Source organism: Flintibacter muris, assembly GCF_943192995.1.
Lineage (GTDB): Bacteria > Bacillota > Clostridia > Oscillospirales > Oscillospiraceae > Lawsonibacter > Lawsonibacter muris.
Genome location: NZ_CALPCP010000003.1, coordinates 96,095 through 120,983 on the forward strand (window position 1 = coordinate 96,095; position 24,889 = coordinate 120,983).

Annotated in this window: 15 protein-coding genes and 1 pseudogene; all 16 read left to right on the plus strand. The window is 58.8% G+C overall.

Annotated features, from left to right (window positions below):
- Positions 1-58: 58 nt before the first annotated feature.
- Complete coding sequence (locus NFS22_RS04225) at positions 59-2,398, plus strand: VirB4-like conjugal transfer ATPase, CD1110 family (RefSeq protein ID WP_420908840.1); 2,340 nt, start codon at positions 59-61, stop codon at positions 2,396-2,398.
- A gap of 24 nt (positions 2,399-2,422) precedes the next feature.
- Complete coding sequence (locus tag NFS22_RS04230) at positions 2,423-3,220, plus strand: DUF6674 family protein (RefSeq protein WP_338147931.1); 798 nt, start codon at positions 2,423-2,425, stop codon at positions 3,218-3,220.
- Positions 3,221-4,608: 1,388 nt separating this feature from the next.
- Positions 4,609-5,307, plus strand: a pseudogene (locus NFS22_RS24230) (CD1108 family mobile element protein); the annotation flags it as partial.
- 258 nt (positions 5,308-5,565) lie between these two features.
- Entirely contained in the window at positions 5,566-6,324 is a 759-nt protein-coding gene (locus NFS22_RS24235; RefSeq protein WP_478292997.1) for a peptidoglycan DD-metalloendopeptidase family protein, read from the plus strand.
- Between the two features lie 31 nt (positions 6,325-6,355).
- On the plus strand, positions 6,356-7,264 hold the full coding sequence (locus NFS22_RS04240; RefSeq protein WP_251316503.1) for a radical SAM protein: 909 nt from the start codon (positions 6,356-6,358) through the stop codon (positions 7,262-7,264).
- Complete coding sequence (locus tag NFS22_RS04245) at positions 7,257-7,502, plus strand: DUF4315 family protein (protein WP_251316504.1); 246 nt, start codon at positions 7,257-7,259, stop codon at positions 7,500-7,502. The genes NFS22_RS04240 and NFS22_RS04245 overlap by 8 nt, the downstream gene beginning before the upstream one ends.
- 4 nt (positions 7,503-7,506) lie before the next feature.
- Positions 7,507-8,955 carry a CD1107 family mobile element protein gene (locus NFS22_RS04250; protein WP_251316505.1) on the plus strand — a complete coding sequence of 483 codons (1,449 nt, stop codon included), beginning with the start codon at positions 7,507-7,509 and terminating at the stop codon, positions 8,953-8,955.
- The gene (locus NFS22_RS04255; protein ID WP_251316506.1) at positions 8,952-9,152 is read left to right on the plus strand and encodes a hypothetical protein; all 201 of its coding nucleotides are present in this window, start codon (positions 8,952-8,954) and stop codon (positions 9,150-9,152) included. The genes NFS22_RS04250 and NFS22_RS04255 overlap by 4 nt, the downstream gene beginning before the upstream one ends.
- A gap of 16 nt (positions 9,153-9,168) precedes the next feature.
- The gene (locus NFS22_RS04260; RefSeq protein WP_251316625.1) at positions 9,169-11,244 is read left to right on the plus strand and encodes a type IA DNA topoisomerase; all 2,076 of its coding nucleotides are present in this window, start codon (positions 9,169-9,171) and stop codon (positions 11,242-11,244) included.
- 2 nt (positions 11,245-11,246) lie between these two features.
- The gene (locus tag NFS22_RS04265; protein ID WP_251316507.1) at positions 11,247-11,654 is read left to right on the plus strand and encodes a helix-turn-helix domain-containing protein; all 408 of its coding nucleotides are present in this window, start codon (positions 11,247-11,249) and stop codon (positions 11,652-11,654) included.
- A 4-nt stretch (positions 11,655-11,658) separates the two neighbouring features.
- On the plus strand, positions 11,659-12,069 hold the full coding sequence (locus NFS22_RS04270) for a DUF4316 domain-containing protein (RefSeq protein ID WP_251316508.1): 411 nt from the start codon (positions 11,659-11,661) through the stop codon (positions 12,067-12,069).
- A gap of 4 nt (positions 12,070-12,073) precedes the next feature.
- The gene (locus tag NFS22_RS04275) at positions 12,074-12,367 is read left to right on the plus strand and encodes a hypothetical protein (protein ID WP_160571940.1); all 294 of its coding nucleotides are present in this window, start codon (positions 12,074-12,076) and stop codon (positions 12,365-12,367) included.
- Between the two features lie 71 nt (positions 12,368-12,438).
- Entirely contained in the window at positions 12,439-12,669 is a 231-nt protein-coding gene (locus NFS22_RS04280) for a permease of phosphate ABC transporter (RefSeq protein ID WP_251316509.1), read from the plus strand.
- 84 nt (positions 12,670-12,753) lie between these two features.
- A complete protein-coding gene (locus NFS22_RS04300; protein ID WP_420908833.1) occupies positions 12,754-23,538 on the plus strand; it encodes a DUF6908 domain-containing protein in 10,785 nt (3,594 codons plus the stop codon).
- Positions 23,535-23,873: a MobC family plasmid mobilization relaxosome protein gene (locus tag NFS22_RS04305; protein WP_251316513.1), complete on the plus strand. Its 339-nt coding sequence runs from the start codon at positions 23,535-23,537 to the stop codon at positions 23,871-23,873. Before NFS22_RS04300 ends, NFS22_RS04305 begins: the two co-directional genes overlap by 4 nt.
- Positions 23,860-24,888 carry a toprim domain-containing protein gene (locus NFS22_RS04310; RefSeq protein WP_338147932.1) on the plus strand — a complete coding sequence of 343 codons (1,029 nt, stop codon included), beginning with the start codon at positions 23,860-23,862 and terminating at the stop codon, positions 24,886-24,888. Before NFS22_RS04305 ends, NFS22_RS04310 begins: the two co-directional genes overlap by 14 nt.
- The last annotated feature ends 1 nt before the right edge of the window (position 24,889 follow it).

Genomic DNA, 24,889 nt, shown 5'->3' on the forward strand with positions numbered 1-24,889 from the left:
GCGGGACACCATCCGCCTGACCCCGAACGCCAAACTCACCAGCCGCCAGAAGCGGCGGCTGTCCGCTTCCGTCCAGAAGGCCAAGCGGGACGGTAAAATCCCCCGGACTGCCCAGCAGACCATTCCCTACCGGGAGATGTGCCGGGACGGTATCTGCGTGGTGTCGGAGCGTTACTACACCAAGCAGGTGCAATTCTACGACATCAATTACCAGTTGGCGCAGAACGAGGACAAGAACCTGATCTTTGAGAATTGGTGCGATTTCCTCAATTATTTTGATTCCTCCATTCAGGTCCAATTCTCTTTCCTCAACCAGCCCGCCGATATGGAGGAACAGCGCCAGTCCATCCATATCCCCGATCAGGCGGACGCCTTCAACTCCATCCGGGAGGAATACTCGGATATGCTGAAAGGCCAGCTCTCCAAGGGAAACAACGGCCTGACCAAGACCAAGTACATCACCTTCGGCGTGGAGGCGGACAGTCTGAAGGAGGCCAAGCCCCGGCTGGAGCGTATCGAGGCGGACGTGCTGGCTAACTTCAAGACCCTGGGGGTGCGGGCGCACTCCCTCAATGGCTATGAGCGGCTGGCCGTCCTCCATAAGATGTTCCACCCAGCGGACAACCAGAAATTCCGGTTCGCCTGGGACGCGATCTGCAAGACCGGCCTTTCCAGCAAGGACTTCATCGCCCCGGACAGCTTCACCTTCAAGAATGGCCGGATGTTCCAGATCGGCAGGACCTACGGGGCAATGTCCTTCCTGCAAATCCTGGCCCCGGAGCTGACCGACCGGATGTTGGCGGACTTCCTGGACCTGGAAAGCAGCATGGTGGTCACGCTCCATATCCAGTCCATTGACCAGAGCGCCGCTATTAAAAATGTGAAGCGGAAGATCACCGACTTGCAGAAAATGACCATTGAGGAACAGAAAAAGGCAGTCAGATCCGGATACGATATGGACATCATCCCCTCTGATCTCGCCACCTATGGCGCGGAGGCCAAGACGCTTTTGGAGGACCTGCAATCCCGGAATGAGCGGATGTTCCTGGTGACGATGCTGGTGATGAATACGGCGGAGACGCGGCAGAAGCTGGAAAACAACGTATTCCAGGCGGCGGGCATTGCCCAAAAGTACAACTGCGCCCTGCGGCGGCTGGACTACCAGCAGGAGCAGGGGCTTATGTCCTCGCTCCCCCTGGGCCTCAACCAGATCGCCATTCAGCGGGGCCTCACCACCAGCAGTACCGCCATATTCGTGCCCTTTACCACCCAGGAGCTTTTTATGCAGGGTGAAGCCCTCTACTACGGCCTGAACGCTCTTTCCAATAACCTGATTCTGGCCGACCGCAAGCGTTTGAAAAACCCCAACGGGTTAATCCTCGGAACCCCTGGTTCCGGCAAATCCTTCTCCGCCAAGCGGGAGATCACCAACGCTTTCCTTATTACCACGGACGATATTGCCATCATCGACCCGGAGGACGAATATTCGCCCCTGGTCCGGCGGCTGGGTGGGCAGGTGATCGACATTTCCCCCACCTCCGACCAGTACATCAACCCCATGGACATAACCCTCAACTACTCGGAGGATGATAACCCCTTGACGCTGAAAAGCGATTTCATCCTCTCTCTCATGGAGCTGATTGTGGGCGGCAAGGCCGGGTTGGAGCCGGTGGAGAAAACGGTGGTGGACCGCTGCGTCCATATGGTCTACCGGGAGTACCTGCAAGACCCCCGGCCTGAGAAAATGCCGGTGCTGGGGGACCTCCACGCGCTTCTCTGCCAGCAGCCGGAGCCGGAGGCCCAGCGGCTTGCCACGGCGCTGGAAATTTACGTTTCCGGCAGTCTGAACGTATTTAACCACCGGACCAACGTAAAAATCAACAGCCGGATCGTGTGCTATGTGATTAAGAAGCTGGGGAAACAGCTTAAAAAGTTCGGTATGCAGGTAGTCCAGGACCAGGTGTGGGGCCGGGTCAGTGAGAACCGAGAGGCCCACAAGTCCACCCGCCTCTACATTGACGAAATGCACCTGCTTCTCCGCGAGGAACAGACCGCCGCCTACACGGTGGAGATTTGGAAGCGGTTCAGAAAATGGGGCGGTATCCCCACTGGAATTACCCAAAACGTCAAGGATTTGCTTTCTTCCCGCGAAATTGAGAACATTTTCGAGAACTCTGATTTTGTGTATATGCTCAATCAGGCGGGCGGCGACCGGCAAATCCTGGCGAAGCAGCTCAATATTTCCCCTCACCAGCTTGGCTATGTGACCAACTCCAACGCTGGCGAGGGGCTTTTGTTCTTCGGGAGTGTCATTATCCCCTTTGTGGACCATTTCCCGAAGGATACGGAACTCTATGAAATCATGACCACCCGCTTGGAGGACCTTGCGGCGCAGTAAAGGAGGTGCTGACCCATAGACCCATTGCAGAGTAATGAGACGATTCAGCAGTTTATGAAGCTGCTGGAGGAAAACAACCGGCAGGGGCAGGCGCAGGATTTGTCTCTCCTGATGTTCTACATGGACGGCATGACCCGGCAATTCGAGGCCGTATCCCAGGAATTGCAGGAGGTCCGCCAGCAGCTTGCCCAGGCCCAGGAATCCCCGGCGAAAAAGGCCATTGGCCGAATGGTGGAAGCCCTGGGGCACAAGGTAGAGAAGGCGCGGGAGGCTCTGGATAATCTGCGGGAGAAAATCATGGATTGCGCCAAAAATGCCGTGGAGAATTTCAAGGAGGCGGGCGTGTCGGCGCTGGATAAAGCCGTGTCCGCCATTGGCGCGAAAAACGCGCTGGAATCCTTGCAGGAGAAGATCAGCGGCATGATCGCTGATACGAAACAGAACATTGAAAAGGTGGAGAACATCGGCCATGAGCTGCGGAGCGTGGGCGGTCATTTGAAGAACGCCGGACGCGCCATGACCGGCAAGGATACGCAGACGGTGGACGGCGGGCAGGAGGGGCGTTTTCAGTCCGTGGTTTTGGCACCCATGCGGGCCACAAAAAGTCTGCTGTCCAGCATGAACAACGCCACCCTCGCCGCTATCGGCGGGATGGAGAGTTTGGAGCTGTCAGCGGAGGCTGCACGGGAGGCGCGGGCGGAGCGTCAGGCTGAGAAAAAGCCCTCCATCCGGCAGGCATTGGCGGAGAAACGGGCGGAAGCCGCTGCCCAGCCCGCCCCCGCGCCGGATAAAGAGCATAAGACCCCGGAGGCGGCTCTATGAGCGGCAAACGGTTCCAAGCCAGGGCGAAAACGGTGCAGAAGCTGGGCCGGGACGGTCTGGTGGAGCAGAACATGGCTACCGGCGAGGAAAAGCGGGTCAGTCAGCGCACGGCGGATATATCCTTCGGTCCGGCCCGTCCCCAGGAACAGGCGGCGGGCCACCGTGCGGCCCAGCGCGGCGGCGGCGACCCCGCCGCTCCTGCCAAGAAGCGGCGGAAACAGCCCCGGCCCGTCCAGCAGACAGCGGAGGAAGCGGCCTATGCCGCCCAGGAGCCGGTCAGCGTACCGGATGCCCCGGAGGTTTCCTCCATGCGGATGGCGGCGGACGCGCCCATGATGGCCGCTCCCGTCAGTAGCGGGGACCCGCCGCCCCCGCCGCCAACCTCCCGGAAGCGCCGCAAACGGAACAATCGCAAAAAATCCAAACAGCGGCAGGCGACAAAACACACCCCGTCCGCCGCCCGATCTCTGGACGGCCAGCCCATGCGCGGCGCTGGTGACGCTCCCATGCAGAACCGGCCTCCCGGCAAGGGGCCGAAGCCCCCGGCGAAGCGTCCGCCCCGTCCGGTAGAGGGGGGCGGACGGCTGCAATTCAAGGCGGCAGAGGGTGAACAGCTCCCTTCTGACAGCAAGGCCCCCGCTGATGGCAGGGCGAAGATGAAGAAGCGGCAGGCACAGCGGTTTACCCCGGATTCCGCCCGTCCTGCGGACGAACCCCAGCCCTCCCGCCTGATACCTGATGGCGGCAGTCGGCTTCATTTTGAGGGTTCGGAGGTCCCGGCCCCTGACGCAGAAGCACCCGTTGATGAAAGACGGGCGGTGATGAAGCGGCAGGTCACGGACCACGCCGCCCAGCCGGAGCAGTCAGAGGGTGGGGGCGACACCCACCAGCGGGACAGTCCCCCGGCAGGATCGCCGTCCCCCGCGCCGGATGACCGGGCGTATCAGAAGCGGCAGGCGGCAAAGTTCGCTGCCCACTCCGCTGCTGGCAAGGCGGATCGGCCACGGCTGCAATTTGAGGAACCGCCCTCTGCGGCGGACAGCGCCCCCACCCCTGCGCCAAAGGAGGACTCCCAGCCGCCCAGCCGGAACTATCAAAAGGCCGTGCGCCGGGTAAAACGTGCGGAGGGTCAGGTGGAACAGGCGCGGGAGCATCTTCCCACCAAGCGCCGGTTATCCTTCCAGCCGGAGGTGGAGGTTGAGACGGGCAGGACCCGCCGCCGTCTCCACTTTGAGCAGGAGGTTTTGCCGGAATATAGACCACCCTCTCTGCCCGCCCGCGCCGGTGGTATGGTGAAAACGGCGGCAGTGATGAAGCTCCACGGCAAGATACATGAATCCGAGCGGCAGAATGTGGCGGTGGAGGCCACCCACAAAAGCGAATTATTTATGGAGCAGGGTGTGGGCCGTGCCCTGCGCTGGCAGAGAAACCGCCGCCGCTCCAAGCCCTACCGCGCCCTGCGCCAAGCGGAGCAGCGGGCGGCAAAGGAAAATGTCAAACTGGCATGGCAGACTGCCCTCCGGGACAACCCGGAGCTGCGGCGCAAAAATGCCCTCGCCAAGTGGATACAAAAGCAGAAAATCAAGCGGAAGTATGCCCAGGCCGCGCATGAGGCCAAGCAGACGGCGCACTTCACCCAAAACGTGGTACACGCCACCGGGCAGATCGTCCGGGCGGTCCAGCAATACATAGCGGCACGAAAATCTCTGCTGCTGGTTGTGGCAATGCTGGCTATGGTGGTGGTGTTCTTTGCCTCTGGCATGACCTCCTGTACCGCCATGCTCTCCGGTTTCCAGTCCTCCTATATCTCCGCGTCCTATATGGCGAATGAGCAGGACATTTGCAATTCGGACCTCTACTACACGGAAATGGAAACGGATTTGCAGATGGACATTGACCAGACTGAGGAAAATTACTCCGGCTATGACGAGTACCGCTACAACATCGGGGAGATCAGCCACAACCCCTATGAGCTGATGGGCTACCTCTCCACCGTGTTCAACGCCTTCACCTTTGAACAGGTCCAGGCGGAGCTTGCGCGGCTGTTCGGGGAGCAGTACTCCCTCACGCGGGAGGTCATTGTGGAAACCCGCTATGACAGCGACGGCGATCCCTACGATTGGTATGTCCTGCAAACCACGCTGACGGTAACACCGCTGTCCACGATCATTTCCGGTACGCTGTCCCCTGGTGAGCAGACGGACCGCTACAACGTGTATCAGCAGACCCTTGGCAACCGGCAGGCGTATGGGAACCCCTTTGATTTTCCATGGCTGGGCTATGTGTCCAGCAGCTACGGCTACCGGGTCCATCCCATCAGCGGGGAGAAGAACCTGCACCGGGGTGTGGACATTGCCGTGGCGCAGGGTACGCCTATCCGGGCAATCCATGACGGGCGGGTGGTTTCTGCCGGGGACGCTGGCAGCTACGGGTTGTGCGTGGTGATCGAGGACGAAAAGGGCTATCAATCCCGGTACGCCCATTGCTCCAGCCTCTCCGTCAGCGCGGGCCAGGAGGTCAAGCGGGGGGACGTGATTGCCGCCGTGGGCAGTACCGGCAACAGCACCGGGCCGCACCTCCACCTGGAAATCATGCTGAACGGCGAGTACCTGAACCCCTACTATTTCGTGGACACCGGCTATGACGGTTCAACCGCTGGGGCCATTCCCGGCACACCGGGCGGCGTGGAGATACCCGCCTACCCTGGGGAGCCGGTCACGGACGAAACCTACGCCACCATGCTGGAAGAAGCGCAGAAGTACCTCGGTTATCCCTACGTTTGGGGCGGCAGTTCCCCCTCCACCTCTTTTGACTGTTCCGGCTTTGTAAGCTGGGTTATCAATCACAGCGGATGGAACGTGGGACGGCTGGGGGCGCAGGGCCTTTATAACATCTGCACCCCCGTATCCATGGCGAACGCCCAACCGGGTGATCTCATTTTCTTCTGGCACACCTACGACGCGCCGAACCCCAACGGTGTGACCCATGTGGGCATCTATGTGGGCAACGGGCAAATGATTCACTGTGGAAATCCCATCTCCTACGCCAACATCAACAGCAACTATTGGCAGCAACATTATTATGGAATGGGGCGTTTGCCCTAATTTTTATAACTTTTTTGAAGGAGCGTGATATATGAGAATCGGTTTATGCGATATTGATTCCCATAACTGGCCGAACCTGTGCCTGATGAAGCTCTCCGCCTACCATAAGGCGCGGGGCGATCATGTGGAGTGGTGGAGGCCGGAGGGCCGGTATGACCGGGTTTACAAGAGCCGGGTGTTCACCGATACCTACTCCCAGGACACGATCACCGTCACCAACGCTGGCGAGGTGGTCTGCGGCGGCACAGGCTACGGCCCCGGTCCCAACCTCCCGGACGAGGTGGAGCATACCTATCCCGATTACAGCATTTATCCGCAGTTTTCTGGCATTGCCTACGGCTTTCTCAGCCGGGGCTGTCCGCGAAACTGCGGATTTTGTTTGGTGTCAGACAAGGAGGGACGGCGGAGCATCCAGGTGGCCGACCTCGCTGAGTTTTGGAACGGCCAGAAGGAGGTCAAGCTGCTGGACGCCAACCTTCTGGCCTGTCCCGACCATGAAAAGCTGATTTTGCAGCTTGCGGAGAGCCGCGCCTATGTGGACTTCTCACAGGGGTTGGACATTCGGCTCATCACCCCGGACAACGTGGCCCTGCTGAATCGGGTGAGAACCAAGACGGTGCATTTCGCCTGGGATAACCCTGATATGGACTTAACCCCATACTTCCGCCGTTTTTTGGAGCTGACCGCGATCAAGAATTTCCGCAAACGGAAGGTCTATGTGCTGACCAACTACGGCAGCACCCATGAGCAGGACCTCTACCGGGTGGAAACCCTGCGGCACATGGGCTATGACCCCTATGTGATGGTCTACGACCGCCCCAGCGCCCCGCCCATTACCCGCCAGCTCCAACGCTGGGTGAATAACAAGAGAATTTTCCATACGGTCCCCAGCTTTGCCGACTACATCCCCGGCAGGATGGGAGGTGTTCGCCATGCGTAAGCCGAAGGAGACGAAACTTGATAACCTGAAAGCTGACTTGGTTCGGGCGAAAGAGAAGGCAAGCGAGTGGCAGGCCCGTGTCCGGGACATTGAGCGGCAGATCACAGAGCAGGAAAACCTTGAAATCATCCAGGCGGTGCGCGGCATGATCTCCGCACCGGAGGACCTGCGGGCCGTACTGGATATGATCCGGGCGGTAAATGCGCCGTCCACAACCAATTCTGGAAAGGAGATTTGAGCCTATGACAAAAAGAAAACCCTTGCAGCGCACGGCGGCTCTGCTGCTGTGTGTATTTCTGTGCCTGGGGGCGGCATTTTCCATGATGGGCGCGGCCCATGCCGCCGATGTGGAGCCGTCCGGCATTACCATTGAAATCATGCTGCCCCCCGATTGGGCCAGCACCAGCACCGCCGCCAAGGTCTGCGTCACGGACGGGACGGGCGGCGGCTTCGCTTCGGCAGAGGTCCGCATTGACCGGAGCGGCAGTTGGAGAAACATCACCGCCAGTCTGGAACAGCGGGACAGCCGCTACTATGGCACGGTGGACATTACCGCCAACTGCACCATCTATGTCCGCGTCACCGGCCACGATGGGGAGGTCTACGAAAACTCCCGCTACATGGAGTGCTTTGACACCACCCCGCCCACCCTGCGGGCCAGTGTCAGCGGGGATGTGCTGCGGGTGGAGGCTACGGATGATCTCTCCGGCGTGGCGCATATCACCGTAAATGGAACGTGCTATCCCAACCTGACCGGCAATGCGGTGGATGTGCCCCTGAAAGACCTGGGGACTTCTGAGCAGATCACTGTCCAGGCGGCGGACAAGGCTGGGAACTATTCGCGGACATATCAGGTGAAGAACCCCAACTACAACGCCCTGGCCACCAGCCAGCCCAACCAGGACCAGAAGCCCACGGTTACACCTCCGGCAGCTACTACGCCGGTGAAGCCCCCGGCCACCAATACCACCACGCCGTCCAAGACGGACCCCTCCACGACTACACCGCCCTCTGGATCGGCCAGCGTGACCACGGGCACGGAGCAGACGGCCAAGCCGCTGACCCCGGACGGCCAGGGCACGGTGGTGGACAATGTGACCGACCAGGACAGCAAGGAGTTTTTCACCTTCACCACTCCCAGCGAGAACACCTTTTATCTAGTGATTGACAAGCAGCGGGAGAGCGAGAATGTCTATTTCCTCAACGCTGTCACAGAATCCGACCTTCTGGCTCTGGCGGAGAAGGACAAGGAACCGGAGGACAGCAACGTGTCCGCTGTTCCTGACCCTGAGCCGGTCTGCGTCTGCAAGGACAAGTGCGCCCCAGGCGAGGTCAACACCGATTGCCCCGTCTGCGTCCTCTCGCTGAAAGACTGCACCGGCAAGGTCCCCGCCGTTGACCCGGATACCGACCAGGAGCCGGAAAAACCGGAGAAAGGCGGCAGCAGTACCATGATTTTAGTGGTAATCGCCGCCCTGGCCGTTGGCGGCGCGGGGTACTACCTGAAAATCTGGAAGCCCAAGCACGACCTGGACGACGCGGAGGACTTTGACGAGCTGACAGGCGGGGACGAGGAAACCGTCAACGAGGACGATCTGGACCCCACCCCCCGGCGTGTCCCCCGTGACGAACCGGAGGAACCGGACTACCCGGAGGGCTACGGCTACGAGGAACCGGAGGACGATGAATGACCCGTTTCACCGACAGCCCCTATGAGAAAATGATGCAGCAGGTTCCCACGGAGCGGCGGGAGGTCCACGGACCTCCCGCCCTTCCGCCCACTCACCCCTGCCACGGCTGTCCCTACCGCCGGGACGCGCCCTGTCTGGGGATTTGCTACCGAAAACTGATGAAAAGGAGTGATTCACACGCAGTTAGTGATTGCTGAGAAACCAAGTGTGGCAATGTCTCTGTCAAAGGTGCTGGGGGCCAGGAGCCGGAAAGACGGCTATGTGGAGGGTAACGGCTGGCTGGTAAGCTGGTGTGTGGGGCATCTGGTGGAACTGGCCCCGGCTGACGCCTACGACCCCCGCTACTCCAAGTGGGCCTATGACGATCTCCCCATCATCCCCCAGCCGTGGCAGTTCCAAGTGCTGCCGGATACCAGGAAGCAGTTCAACATCCTGCGCCAGCTTATGAGCCGGGATGATGTGGACACGGTGATCTGTGCCACCGACGCGGGGCGGGAGGGAGAACTGATTTTCCGGCTGACCTATGACCTCTGCCAATGCACAAAACCTGTCAAGCGGCTGTGGATTTCCTCTATGGAGGAATCCGCTATCCGCAAGGGCTTTGACAATCTGGTGGACGGTCAGAAGTACAACAACCTCTACGCCGCCGCCCTCTGCCGCGCCAAGGCGGATTGGCTCATCGGTATCAACGGCACTCGCCTTTTTACTACATTATATAAAGGTAAGACGCTGAACGTGGGCCGGGTGCTGACCCCCACACTCACGCTGCTAGCGGAACGGGAAGCGGCGATTGAGCATTTCAAGAAGGAAAAATTTTACACCGTGGAGCTGGACGCACAGGGCATCCGGGCCTCCAGCGGCAAATTCAATTCCAAGACGGACGCGGAAAAGCTGCGCTCCGCCTGCCTGGGCAAGACCGCCGTGGTCCAGTCCGTCACCAGGAAGGACAAGACTGAGCGGCCACCGAAGCTCTACGACCTGACCACCCTTCAGCGGGAGGCCAACCGCCTTTTTGACTACACCGCCCAGCAGACCCTTGACTACCTCCAATCCCTCTACGAAAAGCGGCTGGCAACCTATCCCCGGACGGACAGCCGCTATCTGACCGAGGATATGGCGGAGGGCCTGCCCGCTCTCTGCGCCACCGTGGCCGGTGCGCTGTCTTTCATGGCGGGCCAGCCCCTCCCGGTACACGCTGCCCAGGTGGTAGACAGCAGCAAAGTGACCGACCACCACGCCGTCATTCCCACGGCGGAGATCGCCGGTGCTGACCTTGCCGCCCTGCCCACCGGGGAGCGGAACATCCTCTACATGATTGCCGTCCGGCTGCTGTGCGCCGTGGGCGAACCCCATACCTATGCGGAGACTGCCGTCACGTTGGACTGTGGCGGCGCTTCTTTTATGACCAAGGGCCGCACAGTGGCGGCGGCGGGCTGGAAGGGGACCGAAAAGGCGTTTCTTTCCACGTTGAAGAAGAAAGCCGAGGAACCGGCCCCATCTCTCCCGGTGCTGTCCGATGGTCAGCGGTTGGAGGGTGCGGACGCTCTGTTGAAGCAGGGCACTACATCTCCCCCGGCACGATTCACCGAGGACACTCTGCTCTCCGCCATGGAACACGCCAGCGCAGAGGACTTTGCTGCCTTGGAATCCGTGGAACGGACCGGCCTGGGTACACCCGCCACCCGTGCGGCTATCATTGAAAAGCTGGTGAAATCCGGCTTTGTGGAGCGGAAGAAAAAGCAGCTTCTTCCCACGGAGAAGGGACTGGCGCTGTCCTGGGCCATGCCCGACCAGCTCAAATCCGCTAAACTGACAGCGGAGTGGGAGGACCGGCTGGGTGCTGTGGAGCGGGGCGAGCTGTCCCCGGAGGAATTCATGGCCAGGATCACCGCCATGCTCACCAATCTGGTCCGGTCCTACCGGAACGTGAAGCTGGAATCCACCGCCCTCTCCGATTCTGGGCGGGCAAGGATCGGCAAATGCCCCCGTTGCGGCAAAAACGTGGTGGAGGGTAAAAAGAGCTTCTACTGCGAGGGCTACCACGATACCCCCTCCTGCGGCTTTGCTCTGTGGAAGAATGACCGCTTCTTTACCAGTAAGCGCAAGGAGCTGACTAAGAAAATCGCCGCTTCTCTCTTGAAAACCGGGCGCGCGGCTGTCACCGGCCTGTTTTCCGAGAAGAAGGGCGTTTTCTATGACGCCACGGTGGTCCTGGATGATGATGGCGGCAAATTTGTCCGCTTCAAGCTGGAATTTGACAACAAATCTACGAGAAAGGAAGGGAAATGAATATGAATCATAACAACAATATTTTTGACCGCCGTTTGAGAGGGCTGCTGTCTGCCAGCGGTGTGGAGCGCGGGGAGCTGGCCCGTCACCTGGGCGTGTCCGTGCCCACGGTCAACCGCTGGCTCAACGGTATCAGCACCCCCAACGCCTACCAGCTCCGGGAGATCACCCACTACTTCGGTATGCCCTACGACTGGTTCCTGGAAGCGGACGGCGGCGTCCCCAATGCGGATGATCTGGCCGTCAAGCTGGGTCTGTCCCCGGAGACGGTGGAGGCCCTGCTGGAGCTGGCTGGCTCCGAGAGTGAGGAAGTGCTGACGGCGGTGGACGATGCCGTCTGCGCCGTGATCTCCACCATCAACGCCGTGTACGGCGATCTGCTGGCGATTGCCGAGAACAGCGGGGGTTGAGCCTATGCGTGATGTAGAACAGGTTATTGCGGGGCTGAAAAGTGAGGCGATCCGCGAGATTACCAAGGAAAACGCCCGCCCCGAAGCTCAGTTGGCATGGTATTGGACCTATATTGGTTCCCTGGATATGGCCCAGCAGTTAGGGCTTATCAATGACGCGCGCCGTCAGGCGCTTTACAGGGAGGTGGAGCAATTCAAGCCCGCATATGAAGTAAAGGTCCCCCAGGAGGTGAAGCCGAACCATTTGGCGGCGGCTGAAATGAGCGTGGAGGGCAACTACAACCAGATTGACAGCATCATCAACAATGAAGCCCCCAAGCCGCCCTCTGTCCTGGATAATCTGCGCCAGTGCCAGGAGGAAGCCGGGAAGTCCCAGGGCGGGGCCGCTCCCCCCAGCCGGGACCCGGAGAGGTGACGCCATGCGGCTGACCAACATCGAGAAGGAGACGGTTATCAATTTCAACGAGGCGGAGCGCACAGCCAGTATCTACACCCACAACGAGGCTTTGAAGCATCAGCTTTTGGAGCTGTGCCAGTCCCACCCGGAGCAGGTGCGCCAGACCGCCGCTAACGCCTGGGGCGGGCTGACGTTTGAACTGCCGAAGAAGTGGCTGAAGGTGACGCTGCCCCGTGTCCTCTCTCCAGCGCAGAGGGCTGTGCTGGACAGGATGAACCAGAACAAGCAGACCCCCCTGATTCCTAACAATCATTGACAGGGCCGCGCTTGGCAGGTTATAATTGTTTCGTAGGAAGTAACCGCATCGTATCGAAGGGAGGAACCACTATGAAGCGAATATTTGCCAGCGCGGACGAATTTATCAGGCGGAGTGACTGGAAGGATTTGGCTATTGTCAAGTTCTGTCTGTTTTCCATCGGTCTGCTGGTGGGTCTGCAAATAACGGAGAAGTGCAAGAAGGGTGTGCGGATTGCCGCTTCGGTGGTGTTTACCCTCACATATATTCCCCTGATGGTCAAGTATTTGGGGATTCTCACAGGAAAAGGCGAAAAAGCCTGACCACACAATTTATAAGGCCCGGAGGGGAACAGTCTGACCGCTGTTCCCCTCCGGGCTTTTCTATTCTGAAATAAGGAGGTTTTCATGGCAAGCAAACTACAATTTGTATCCGAGCTGGCAAGCCACACCGCCCAAACCGTCACGCGGGATGTGGACGGCTGGAAGCAGTATTTAACTACCGCCAGCCGCCTTTATAAATACCGCTTTGATGAACAGCTTTTGATCTATGCCCAGCGCCCGGATGCCACCGCCTGCGCCAGCATGGAGCTGTGGAACGACACCATGCGGCGGTGGGTGAAACCCCGCTCCAAGGGCATTGCCCTGATTCGGAAGGACAAGCGGGGCAAGTCTCATCTGGAATATGTCTTTGACGTAGCTGACACCCGCCCCGTCCGTGGGGCGCGTGAGCCGTATCTGTGGGAAATGACGGCGGAGAAATCCGGTGCAGTGGCAGAGGCGTTGGAGCGGCAGTACGGCCCCAGCGAGGAAACGGACATCGGCTGGCAGATCATGGAACAGGCCAAGCGCGCCGTAAGCGAGGTCTACCGGGACCCGCTGGAGGACCTGCGCTATGATGTGCGGGACAGCCTTTTGGAAGAACTGGACGATCTCAATCTGGAGGTACGCTATAAAAACCTCCTGACCGCCAGCGTCCAGTTTACCATCCTGACCCGCTGCGGCCTGGACCCCAGCGAGTATTTGGAGGACGAGGACCTTGCGGGCATTACCGAGTTCTCCACACCCGCCGTCCTGCACCATCTGGGCCGCGCTGCCAGCCAGGTTTCCATGGACCTTCTCAACGAAATTGGCCGCGCCGTCAAAACCTATGACCGGGAACAGGCGAAAAATAAAGAAAAAAATATTGAAAAACCTCTTGCAAAATCGCCCGTGATGGACTATACTAAGGTCAAGGAAGAATTTAACACTGTAAAGCGTGAAAGTGAAGAAAGGAGCGTCAATCATGACGAAGGAGCTGACCTACAAACAGGCGGGCGATTACCTGATTCCCGACCTGACACTGGACGGAGCGGAGGAATTGGAGGAAATGCCCCTGGGCAAGTACGGAATGCTGCGGGAGACGTTTCTGGAAGAACGACACCCAGGGACGTACACCTCCATGCTGCTGACGGGGCGGCTGTACCCCCACCTGCGGGAGATCGACCGGCAGGCGCGGGAGCAGGTGGACCGGATGGTGGCCGAGTTGAAGAAGCAGAACGGAGTGGACGAAGCGATGAAGGCCCGCGATCAGATGGGCTGGGTCCAGGCGGTGAACAGCTTCACGGCCCAGGCGGAGGAAGTGGTTCTGACGGAGATCGTCTACAAGTAAATCCAGAGGGTGAACCGGCGGCGGGCGAACAGCCCGCCGCTTCTGCGTCTGCGGAGGAACCGCCTGTCCCTGGGTCGCCGGACCTCTCCCTGTTCTCCCTGTTCCCCACGGTGGAAGAACAGATTGAGAATATCGCCCAGGCCCAGGCGGAGGATCGCCAGACGGCCCAGCAGCAGACATCCCTCCCTGCCGGTCTTGTGCCGCCTGCGGTCATTGGCCGCGCCCTCACCAGCGGCGGCAATGGGCGGCACAGCATCGAGCATATTGTGGCCTTCTTCCAGAAGGGTCCCACCGGTTCCGCTGCCGCCTCGTTTATGGCAAAAGAGTTTGGCGAGGGCGGCAAGGGCGTTACCATTGACGGACAGGAATATTCTCTGTGGTTTAACAGCGAGGGCTTCCGCATCGCGCCGGGACGGTCCGCATTTGGCCCTGGCAGCACGCTTATATCCTGGGTGAACGCCGCCGCTATGACCTCCAACCTCCTGCGGGATGGAACATTTGCTACGCAGGATAAAGTTGACGCCGCTCCTGATAACGAAGTGCGGGAGCTGGCGGAAAAGCTGTGGTATCTGCGGCAGGATTTCAGCGACAGAGCAAAGGAATTTCACCTTCTGTCCACGATTTCTAGTCATTTTATGCAAAAAGGCTTCCCGGAAGATACAAAGGAGATTGCCCGCCTGCTGAGAATTCCAGCCTACTGGAGCGACATTAAACGCCAAATGGACGTATTTGTGGACGTATATGAATCCGAGCCAGACCTTTTGCGATTCAGGCAGATACATGACCCGCAAAAATTGGCAAATGACCTCCACCTTCTGTTTACGTTCAGAGAACAATTCCAAGGAGCAGAGGGCTTTACTCCGGCAAAGGCCAGCTTCATCACGGAGGACGAGATCACCCGCCTGCTGACCGGAGGCCCCAGCATTGCCGAGAGCAAGCTGCAAATATACTCCTATTTTGTCCAGGGCCACAACGCCAAAGAGTGCGCTGATTTTCTGAAAAGCAGCTATGGCGAAGGTGGACGCTGCTATACCGGCTATGACGAGAACTATGGCACCAAGGGAATCCGTTTCACCCGTTCGGATGAGGAATCCGGCTATAAGGGCTATGATACGGTCACGCTGAACTGGAACCAGGTGCAGAAGCGTGTCCGAGCCTTGATTGACAGCGGGCAGTACCTCAACGATCAGGAAAAGGCGTATCTTCCGGCCTATGAGAAAGTAACCCTTGCCCGGCGGATTTATCATTTTTACAGCATGGACCCCAACCGGACCAATCCCCCCGGCAATGATATGGACGCCGCCGTGAAGAAAATCCGGGCCATTCTGGAATCTGATGATTCCAAGAAACACTCTAAACTGTACGGCGAAATGTTCACCATTATGGCTGCTGTTTCCCCGGACAGCCCGGAGTACCGGCGGATGATCCCCGTCCTGCGGGATATGGAGACATTTACGCGGGGTGAATATTCTCTGTATGAACCTCTGCCGGAAGTTGTTTTGCAAACGGAGCGTCAGGCGAAACAGGCGGCAAAGGAGGCCCAGCGCGCGGCCCCCACGCCCCAACGCACACCTTCCGAAGCCCCGCCCGCTTCCAGCGACCGGCTGGCGGCTGCGGCCCGCGCCCTGGCAAATAAGAAACGGCCAACGGCCCAGGAGGACCAGAGCGGCCAATTCAGCCTGTTCTCCCCGGCAGCGTCCGCTCCGCTGGAACCGGAACCCTCTGCCCCTCCCCAGGCGGCAGAGCATGAGGAAACCTCCCGCTCTCCGTGGTGGGACGGCTACAAGGAGATCAAAGAGGCAAATCCCCACAATATCGTGCTGTTTCAAGTGGGCGATTTCTTTGAGATGTTCGGTGAGGATGCCAAAACCGCCTCTGCCCTGCTGGACCTCAGCCTGACTACCCGGCCCATAGCTGGCGTTGGGCGTGTGGAGATGTGCGGCGTTCCCGTCCACGCGGTAGAGCAGTACGTTGAAAAGCTGCGGGAATTTCATTCTGTGACCCTTGCGCCCGTTGAGGCGCAGACCGGGGAGCGCCAGCCCAGCACCTTGCTTTCCCGGCAGGAACAGGCCATTCAGGACAGCGGCGAACAGGGATGGCAAACTACTGTCACCGAGCGCAACTATCAGGCCACGGTAACTGCGGAGGAAGCGCCGCTTCTGGCAAGGCTCATGCAGACCAATGAAATCAGTGCCGCGCAGTTTAACCATGAGAACGGCGAAGTTACATTCAGCTTCCCAGCGGCGGACCGGGACGCGGTTGAAAATCTGATCGCCAAACTGAGGGCGGAACTGGCGAAAGCGGTGGCGGCATCGTATCCCTCTGAAAAATCCCAAAAGCCCGGACGGACCAAGGTGGAGCTGAATTACCGCAATTTTGTGAAGCTGTTCCCGGAAATCGCCAGCGGTGAGTACCGCTATCTGCGCATGGAGGCAGGCGAGGACGGCGGGGCTATGATGCCCCTCCACCTGGAATGGATTGACACGGACGTGATCGCCGTCAGCCATACCTATACGCAGAATGGCGATCTCATGCGCGACCCGGAAATGACCTTCCGGGTGGACCGGGAGAAGGGGACCCTGGAACCGCTGACCTTCCGGCAGGACGGCTCTATTCAGATTTATCAGGAGGTCTACCCGGAACCCGGCAAGTGGATTCCCAAGCTGCACCGGGATTTGAACACCTTTGCCCAACAGTGGTTGAAAAACATCAGTCAGCAGGGCTACCACAAGCGGGAGGCCGTTGTGGTCCGGGGCGGCGAGGACGTGCGCCTGACCTTTGACCAGGACGGCAAGGCGGTGGAAAATGGCGGTTTAGGCGATAATCCTACCATCAGGCAGATTTATGAGCATTATGCGCCTATGGTCAAGAATCTGGTGCTGGCGGATACAGCATATCGAAACGCTTGCGCCAATTCTGACCAGGACCTTGCCCGTCTGGAGGGCAACGAGGCCATCAAGCGGGCGGTGCTGTCTATCAATGAGACGCCGCTGTTAAAGCAGTATTATGATAATACCGCTTTCCACAACCAACTGCACCAAGAAATCATCGGTGAAACTTACCCCGCGCTGTCCCAGCCGGAGCAGGCTGCAAAAGCGCCCGTTTCAATGGATTCCCCGGAGCGGTTTGAAGTTTCCCGGCTGTGGGGGGACGGTCCTTTTGTCATTTATGACAATGCGCTGGAACGCTTCTACAAGGAAGGAAACCATATACTGCAATTCGTGGAGCAGGGCAGCGCAGAGAATTATCTGGCGAATATTCACCGCACCTCCGGCCAGACAGTCCCCACGGAACCTTCGGCAGATTGGGTGGTCACTCCGGTCACGCTCTATGAGAAAGCATTGACCATTCTGGACCGGACAGTTTGGAATAGTAGCCATTTTAACTTCTTATACGACCGTGATCTGGATTACGATGAAGCGGCGGACGCCCTGAACGCTGAAATGCCCGATCTTATAGAGGCGGCGAGGGGCTATCCCGACATTCTCGCCGCGTTCCACTCTCTCCCCATGTTCCGGGAGTGGCTAGTAGAGGACCTCATGGAGCGCAGCTATCAGGATGTGATTATGGACCCGCGCCTTGCGCCGGAACGGTATGCCGATTCTCCTGATTGCCCGGAGTGGGCGCGGAAGGTTCCCGCCGTGGACCATTCGGAACCAGAACAGGGGGAGGCCGGTACAGAGATACCCCCAACACCGGAGACTGTGCCGGACCCCACCGGGGCGGGTATGCTGGAGCAGGTGGAAAGGGCCGACGCCGCCCCCGCTGAACCTGATCTTACCCCCAATGTTGACGAATATCTGGACCTGAAAGCCCGATACCCGGACAAGCTCGTCGGCGTTCAGGTGGGGGACTATATGCTGTTCTACGGGAAGGACGCCGAAGCAGCGGCCCCCGCCATGGGGAAGGACTTGCTGACGCGGGACATTCCCGGCCTGGGCAGCACCTTTGTTACCGGGACCTCCCTGGGCTGGCAGTCCGCATTGACGGACCTGCTGGAGCATGGGCATAGCGTGGTCATGGCACGGCCTGACCCTGAACGCGGCCCGGACGCGCCCTATGAGATCATCAAGGAGCGGAGCGCGGCGGAGTTCATCCCCCTGGGCATGGAACTGACCATGGACGGGCGGCGCATGAAGATCGACAGCGTGGACTTCCAGGCGGGGACCGTCAGCCTGCTGGACTTGGATATGAAGGGCTGGTTTCCTATTTTCCGCTCAGAGCCGATTCCCTTTGTCCGTGAATTTATAGAGGAAGCCCAGCGCAGAGAGGAATACACCATTGCGGAGGTGGCGGCACACCGTCAACGGCTGGAGGCCGCTGATGAAATCCCCGTGGGCACGGAGCTGACTGTGGACGGACAGCGTGTCAAAATCCACAGTGTAGATGTGGAACATGATATTGTCCGCCTGAAAATTCTGGATACGGCCTATTCCTATCTCCAGCGGTCCATCCAGGCGGTGCGGGACCTTGTTGCCAAAGCCCGCACCGCCATCCTTGGCGCGGATGATTCCCCGCCTTCCCCCGAACCGGAGTCGGAACAGGTGGAGATTGACGGCGGGCAGGTGGTTCCGCCCCCTCCGCCAGCTTCCCGCCAACCGCGCCGGGAACGTCATAATTTCCAGATCACCAATGATAACCTGGGCGTGGGCGGCGAAAAAACGAAATATCAGTACAATGTGGCGGCTATCCGTACCTTGAAACAGATTGAGGCGGAGGGCCGTCTTGCCACGCCGGAGGAACAGGAAACCCTATCCCGCTATGTGGGCTGGGGCGGCATTGCCGGGGCGTTTGATGAAAATGATCCCAAGTGGGTCAAGGAGTATGCCGAGCTGAAGGAGCTACTGACCCAGGAGGAATACGATTCCGCCCGCAGTACGGTCCTCAACGCCCACTATACCAGCCCTACCGTTATCAAGGCCATGTATCAGGCGGTGGAAAATATGAATTTCCAGCCGGGGACCTTGCTGGAACCGTCTATGGGCATTGGCAACTTCTTCGGCCTCCTGCCGGAAAAGCTGGGGGCGGCGAAGCTCTACGGTGTGGAGCTGGACGATCTCACTGGGCGCATTGCCAAGCAGCTCTACCAGAAAGCGGACATTACCCTCGCCGGTTTTGAAACAACGGACCGGAAGGACTTCTATGATCTGGTCATGGGCAACGTGCCCTTTGGTCAGTACCACGTCAACGACCCGGCCTATAACAAGCTGGGTTTCAACATTCACAATTATTTCTTTGCCAAGGCACTGGACCAGGTGCGTCCGGGCGGCGTCGTAGCCTTTGTCACCAGCCGCTACACCATGGATTCCAAGGATTCCACTGTGCGGAAGTATCTGGCGGAGCGGGCCGACCTGCTGGGGGCAATCCGGCTTCCCAACAACGCTTTCAAGGCCAATGCCGGGACCGAAGTGGTGTCCGACATTATTTTCCTGCAAAAGCGGGACCGCCCCGCCATTGAGCAGCCAGGATGGGTGCAGGTGGGAGAAAATGAAGATGGCTTCAAGATCAACAGCTATTTTCTGGAACACCCGGATATGGTGCTGGGACAGCCCACGTCTGAGAGTACGCAGTACGGCAGGCAGGACTATACCGTCGCGCCCATTGACGGAGCGGACCTCTCCCAGCAGCTTGCCGGGGCCATTCAGAACCTTGCCCCGCCCAACCGGGAGCTGCTGGAAATTGAGCCGGAACAGGAGGACGGCAAAGAGATTGAATCCATTCCCGCCGACCCCTCTGTACGCAATTTCAGCTATGCTCTATTCGATGGCAAGCTGTATTTCCGCGAAAATTCCCGCATGAAGCCCGTGGACCTGGGCAAGACCCCCACGGAGCGGGCCATGGGCATGATCGCCATTCGGGACTGCGCCCGGAAGCTCATTGATTTGCAGTTGGAAAACGCCGGGGACGATGTAATCAAGGCGGAGCAGACCAAGCTCAACCGCCTTTATGACGCTTGCACGAAAAAACATGGTCTGTTGAACAGCCTGGGCAACAGGAGGGCCTTTGAACAGGATTCTTCCTACCCGCTTCTGTGTTCCCTGGAAGTGCTGGACGATGAAGGGAATTTGGAGCGCAAGGCGGATATGTTCACCAAGCGGACCATCCAGAACCGGCAGGCCGTCACCAGCGTGGACACGGCGGTAGAGGCCCTGGCGGTATCCATTGGCGAAAAGGCCCGCGTGGACCTGGAGTATATGGCGGGGCTGATGGGCGGACCTGAGAAAATTCCGCAGATCGTGGAGGATTTGAAGGGCATTATCTTCAAGGACCCCGCCACCGGCCCCTTTGATTTTGCCGAGGACGGCGAAAACTGGTCGAAGGGCTGGCAGGCGGCGGACGAATACCTTTCCGGCAACGTCCGGGTGAAGCTGGCCCAGGCCCGCGCCGCCGCAGAAGATAACCCGCAGTTTGCTATCAATGTGGAGAAGCTGGAACAGGTACAGCCCAAGGACCTGACCGCTTCGGAGATCAGCGTCCGCATTGGCGCGTCCTGGGTTTCCCCGGAGTATTACCAACAGTTTATATTTGAGTTGCTGCAAACGCCGGAGCGCCTGCGGGAGAAGAAAATCCGCCTTGATTATTCCGATACGTCCGGCGAATGGCGGGTGCAGGGCAAGAGCGAGGACAGCGCGGATAACGTCCGTGCCTATACCACCTACGGCACCAAGCGCATCAACGCCTATGAAATCTTCGAGGCCACGCTGAACCAGCGGGATGTGCGGATATTTGATAAAAAATGGGAGGACGGAAAGGAGGTCCGCGTCCTCAACGAGAAGCAGACCGCAATTGCCCAGCAGAAGCAGGAGGCGATCTGTGAAGCGTTTAAGGAATGGATTTTCAAAGACCCGGAGCGCCGGGAGGCTCTGTGCAGGAAGTACAATTCCGTATTCAACGCCATCCGGCCCCGCGAGTATGACGGTTCCCATATCCGCTTCGCGGGCATGAACCCGGAAATCTCCCTGCGGCCCCACCAGCAAAACGCCGTGGCCCATATCCTCTATGGAAAGAACACACTGCTGGCTCACTGTGTCGGCGCGGGCAAGACCTTTGAAATGATCGCCGCCGCTATGGAGAGCAAGCGCCTGGGCCTGTGCCAGAAATCCCTATTCGTCGTCCCTAACCACCTGACGGAACAGTGGGGCGGCGATTTTTTGCGCCTTTATCCCGGCGCGAAGGTGCTGGTTGCTACCAAGAAGGACTTTGAACCCGCCCGCCGCAAGAAGTTCTGCGCCCGTATCGCCACCGGCGATTATGACGCGGTTATCATCGGTCACAGCCAGTTTGAGAAGATTCCCCTCTCCCCGGAGCGGCAGAAGGCTGTGATTGAGGACCAGATTGACGAAATTGTTACTGCCATCCGTGAAGCAAAGGAGGAGGATGGAGACAACTTTACCGTCAAGCAGATGGAGAAAACCAAGAAAAAATTGGAGGCCAAGCTGGAAAAGCTGGCGGCAAAAGAGAAAAAGGACAGCGTGGTCACGTTTGAGGAATTAGGCGTTGACCGGCTGTTTGTAGACGAGGCGCACAGCTTTAAGAACCTCTTTTTACACACAAAAATGAGCCGTGTGGCGGGCATCGCTCAGACGGACGCGCAGAAATCCAGCGATATGTACGGCAAATGCCGTTACATGGACGAGATCACCGGCGGGCGTGGTATTACTTTCGCCACGGGGACCCCGATCTCCAACAGTATGGTAGAGTTGTATACCATGATGCGCTACCTCCAATTTGACACGCTGGAACGGAACGGCCACCGTCACTTTGATTCCTGGGCGGCGGACTTTGGTGAGAAGGTGACGGCTATGGAGCTGAAACCGGAGGGAACCGGATTCCGGTCCAAGACCCGGTTCGCCAAATTCTACAATCTCCCGGAGCTTATCAGCATTTGGAAGGAGGCTGCTGATATTCAGACGGCGGATATGTTGAAACTGCCAACCCCGGAGGCTGTCCCCATCACTGTCACCACCGAACCCAGCAAGTTTCAGCAGGAGATGGTGGCGGAGCTGGCTGACCGGGCGGACGCTGTGCGTAACAGGCTGGTGGACCCGTCCGTGGACAATATGCTGCGGATCACGTCTGACGGGCGCAAGCTGGCTCTGGATCAGCGTTTACAGAACCCCCTCTTGCCGGATGACCCAGACAGCAAGGTCAACGCCTGCGTCAAGAATGTTCTCACCGAGTGGCGGAACAGCATGGACATTCGGGGGACCCAATTAGTGTTCTGCGACCTGTCCACGCCCAAGGGGGACGGCAAATTTAACGTCTATGACGATATAAAAGCGAAGCTGATCGCCCAGGGCATCCCCCAGGAGGAAATCGCCTTTATCCACGATGCCAACACCGAAGCGCAAAAGGCGGAGCTGTTCGCCAAGGTGCGCCGGGGGCAGGTGCGCGTCCTCATCGGCAGTACGCAGAAGATGGGCGCTGGCACTAACGTCCAGGACCGGATCGTGGCCTCCCATGACCTTGACTGCCCATGGCGTCCGGCTGATTTGGAGCAGAGGGCGGGCCGTTCTCTGCGCCAGGGCAACATGAATAAGACGGTTAAAATGTTCAAGTACGTTACCAAAGGAACCTTTGACGCATACAACTGGGGTCTGGTGGAAAGTAAGCAGAAATTTATCGGGCAGGTCATGACCGGGAAATCCCCTGCCCGGTCCATTGAGGACGTGGACGCTACCGCCCTCTCCTACGCCGAGGTCAAGGCCCTGGCTACCGGGGATGACCGTATCCGGGAGAAAATGGAGCTGGATGTGCAGGTGGCAAAGCTGAAAATGCTCAAAGCCAACCATACATCCCAGCAGTATGAAATGCAGGATAAGGCGCTGAAATATTATCCGAATAAAATTGCGGAGACAAAGCTGTTTATTGAGGCGCTGGGGAAAGATTTACCCATTGTGCAGGCCAATCCGGTCAAGGACGATGCGTTTACCATGACCGTCATGGGACAGACCTTCACGGAGCGGAAGGACGCGGGCGTGGCCATTATCAAGGCGTGCCTGCTCATGCCCGACCCGGAGAAGCCCCTCGACCTGGGCGAATACCGGGGCTTTCCCATGCAGCTTCATTGTGATGGGTCCAAGTTCAAGATCACCATGAAACAGAATTTGACCTATACGGCGGAGCTGGCCGATGATCCGGTGGGCAATGTTACCCGTATCAACAACGCTCTGGAAGGTATGGCTGAAAAAATCAAGGGGCATGAGGCGCGGCTGGTGACGTTGGAAAAGGAGTTGGTGAACGCCAGGGAAGAATCTGAACGGCCCTTCCCCAAGGAAGATGAATTACAGCAGAAATCGGCTCGTCTGCTCCAGCTTAACCTGGAATTGGAGAAGGCTGACCACAAGTCGGAGGAACAATCTCAGGACGGCGAGGATGAAGCGGATTTAGGGGACGGCGAGACCCCCGCGCCAGAGCCGCCCGCGCTTACCGTATTGAGCGGTGATAAGCCGTCCATCCGGGCGGCGCTACGCTCCTACGTTCCACCCGCACCGGTGGCTGCTGGCGCGGAAAGAGATCAGCGAAGGGAGGCGGCACTGTGAGAAAGTACGAGGGCCGGACGGTGGGCCTTTACACAAAGGTGTCCCCGGAGGAAAAGGAGGTGATTGACCGGAAAATGGCCCTCCTGGGGACCATAAATCTGCGGGCGTATCTGCGGAAAATGGCGGTGGACGGGTATGTGGTCCAGTTGGATATGTCCAGCGTAGTGGAGCTGGTGAAGCTCCTGCGCTCCATTTCCAGCAACGTGAACCAGATCGCCCGCCGCTGCAACAGCACACACAACCTCTACGCCCAGGATGTAGAAGATCTGCGCCAGGGTTATACGGAGGTCTGGCAGGGTATCAGCGAACTGCTGAAGAAATTTGAAACGCTGTGACTATGGTGGCGGCGGGAGCATTTTCGGATGTTCCCGCCGCCTCTGTTTTCGTATTGGGGGTGATTTTATAGCGGGCGTTTCTAAAGAACAGATTGAAAAAGCAAAGGAGTGGGACCTGCTTTCATACCTGGAAACCTACGAACCCCATGAGCTGAAACGGTGCGGCCCCCACGAATACTGCACCCGGACCCATGACAGCTTGAAAATCTCCAACGGAAAATGGTGCTGGAACAGCCGGGGCATTGGGGGCCGGACGGCGCTGGACTATCTGATAAAGGTCCGGGGGATGGACTTTGTTGGGGCGGTGGAGGCTCTGTGCGGCTATCGTGCCCCGCCGCCCCAGGAGCGGCCAAAGCCAAAACCTCCAAAGCCCTTTCAGCTCCCGGAGGCCAGCCGCTTCCCCGCCGCCATGCTTTCCTATTTGCAGAAAAGGGGTATCCACCCGGAACTGCTGCAAGCGTGTATTCAGGCCGGTACGCTCTATGAGAGCCGGAAATATCAGAACTGCGTTTTTGTCGGGAAGGACCCAACGGGCCGCGCCCAGTTCGCCTGCCTCCGGGGGACGCGGGACAACTTTCGGGTAGATGTGGAGGGCAGCGATAAACGGTACAATTTTTCCCTGCTGGCCGCTGACCCGGAATGTCCCCGGCTGGCGGTGGCGGAAAGCCCCATTGACGTGCTATCCCTGGCCTCGCTGGTGAAGCTGTCCGGGGGCGAATGGCGGGACAGTCATTACCTCTCCCTCGGAGGGACCGCGCCCCGCGCCATGATTCAATTCCTCCGCGATCATCCCCACGTTACCCAGGTCAGCTTGTGCCTGGACAATGATAAGGCGGGGCTGGTTGGCATGGAACGGCTGGAACAGGCCATCCAGGAGGACCCGGACCTTTCTCAGCGGGTGAAACTGGTCCACCATAACCCGCCGCCCACCGGACACGGGAAGGACTACAACGAATTTCTCTGTCAGGTAAAGACGGAGTGGCAGAAGCAGTACCAGCGGGAGGGGGACCGGTAAA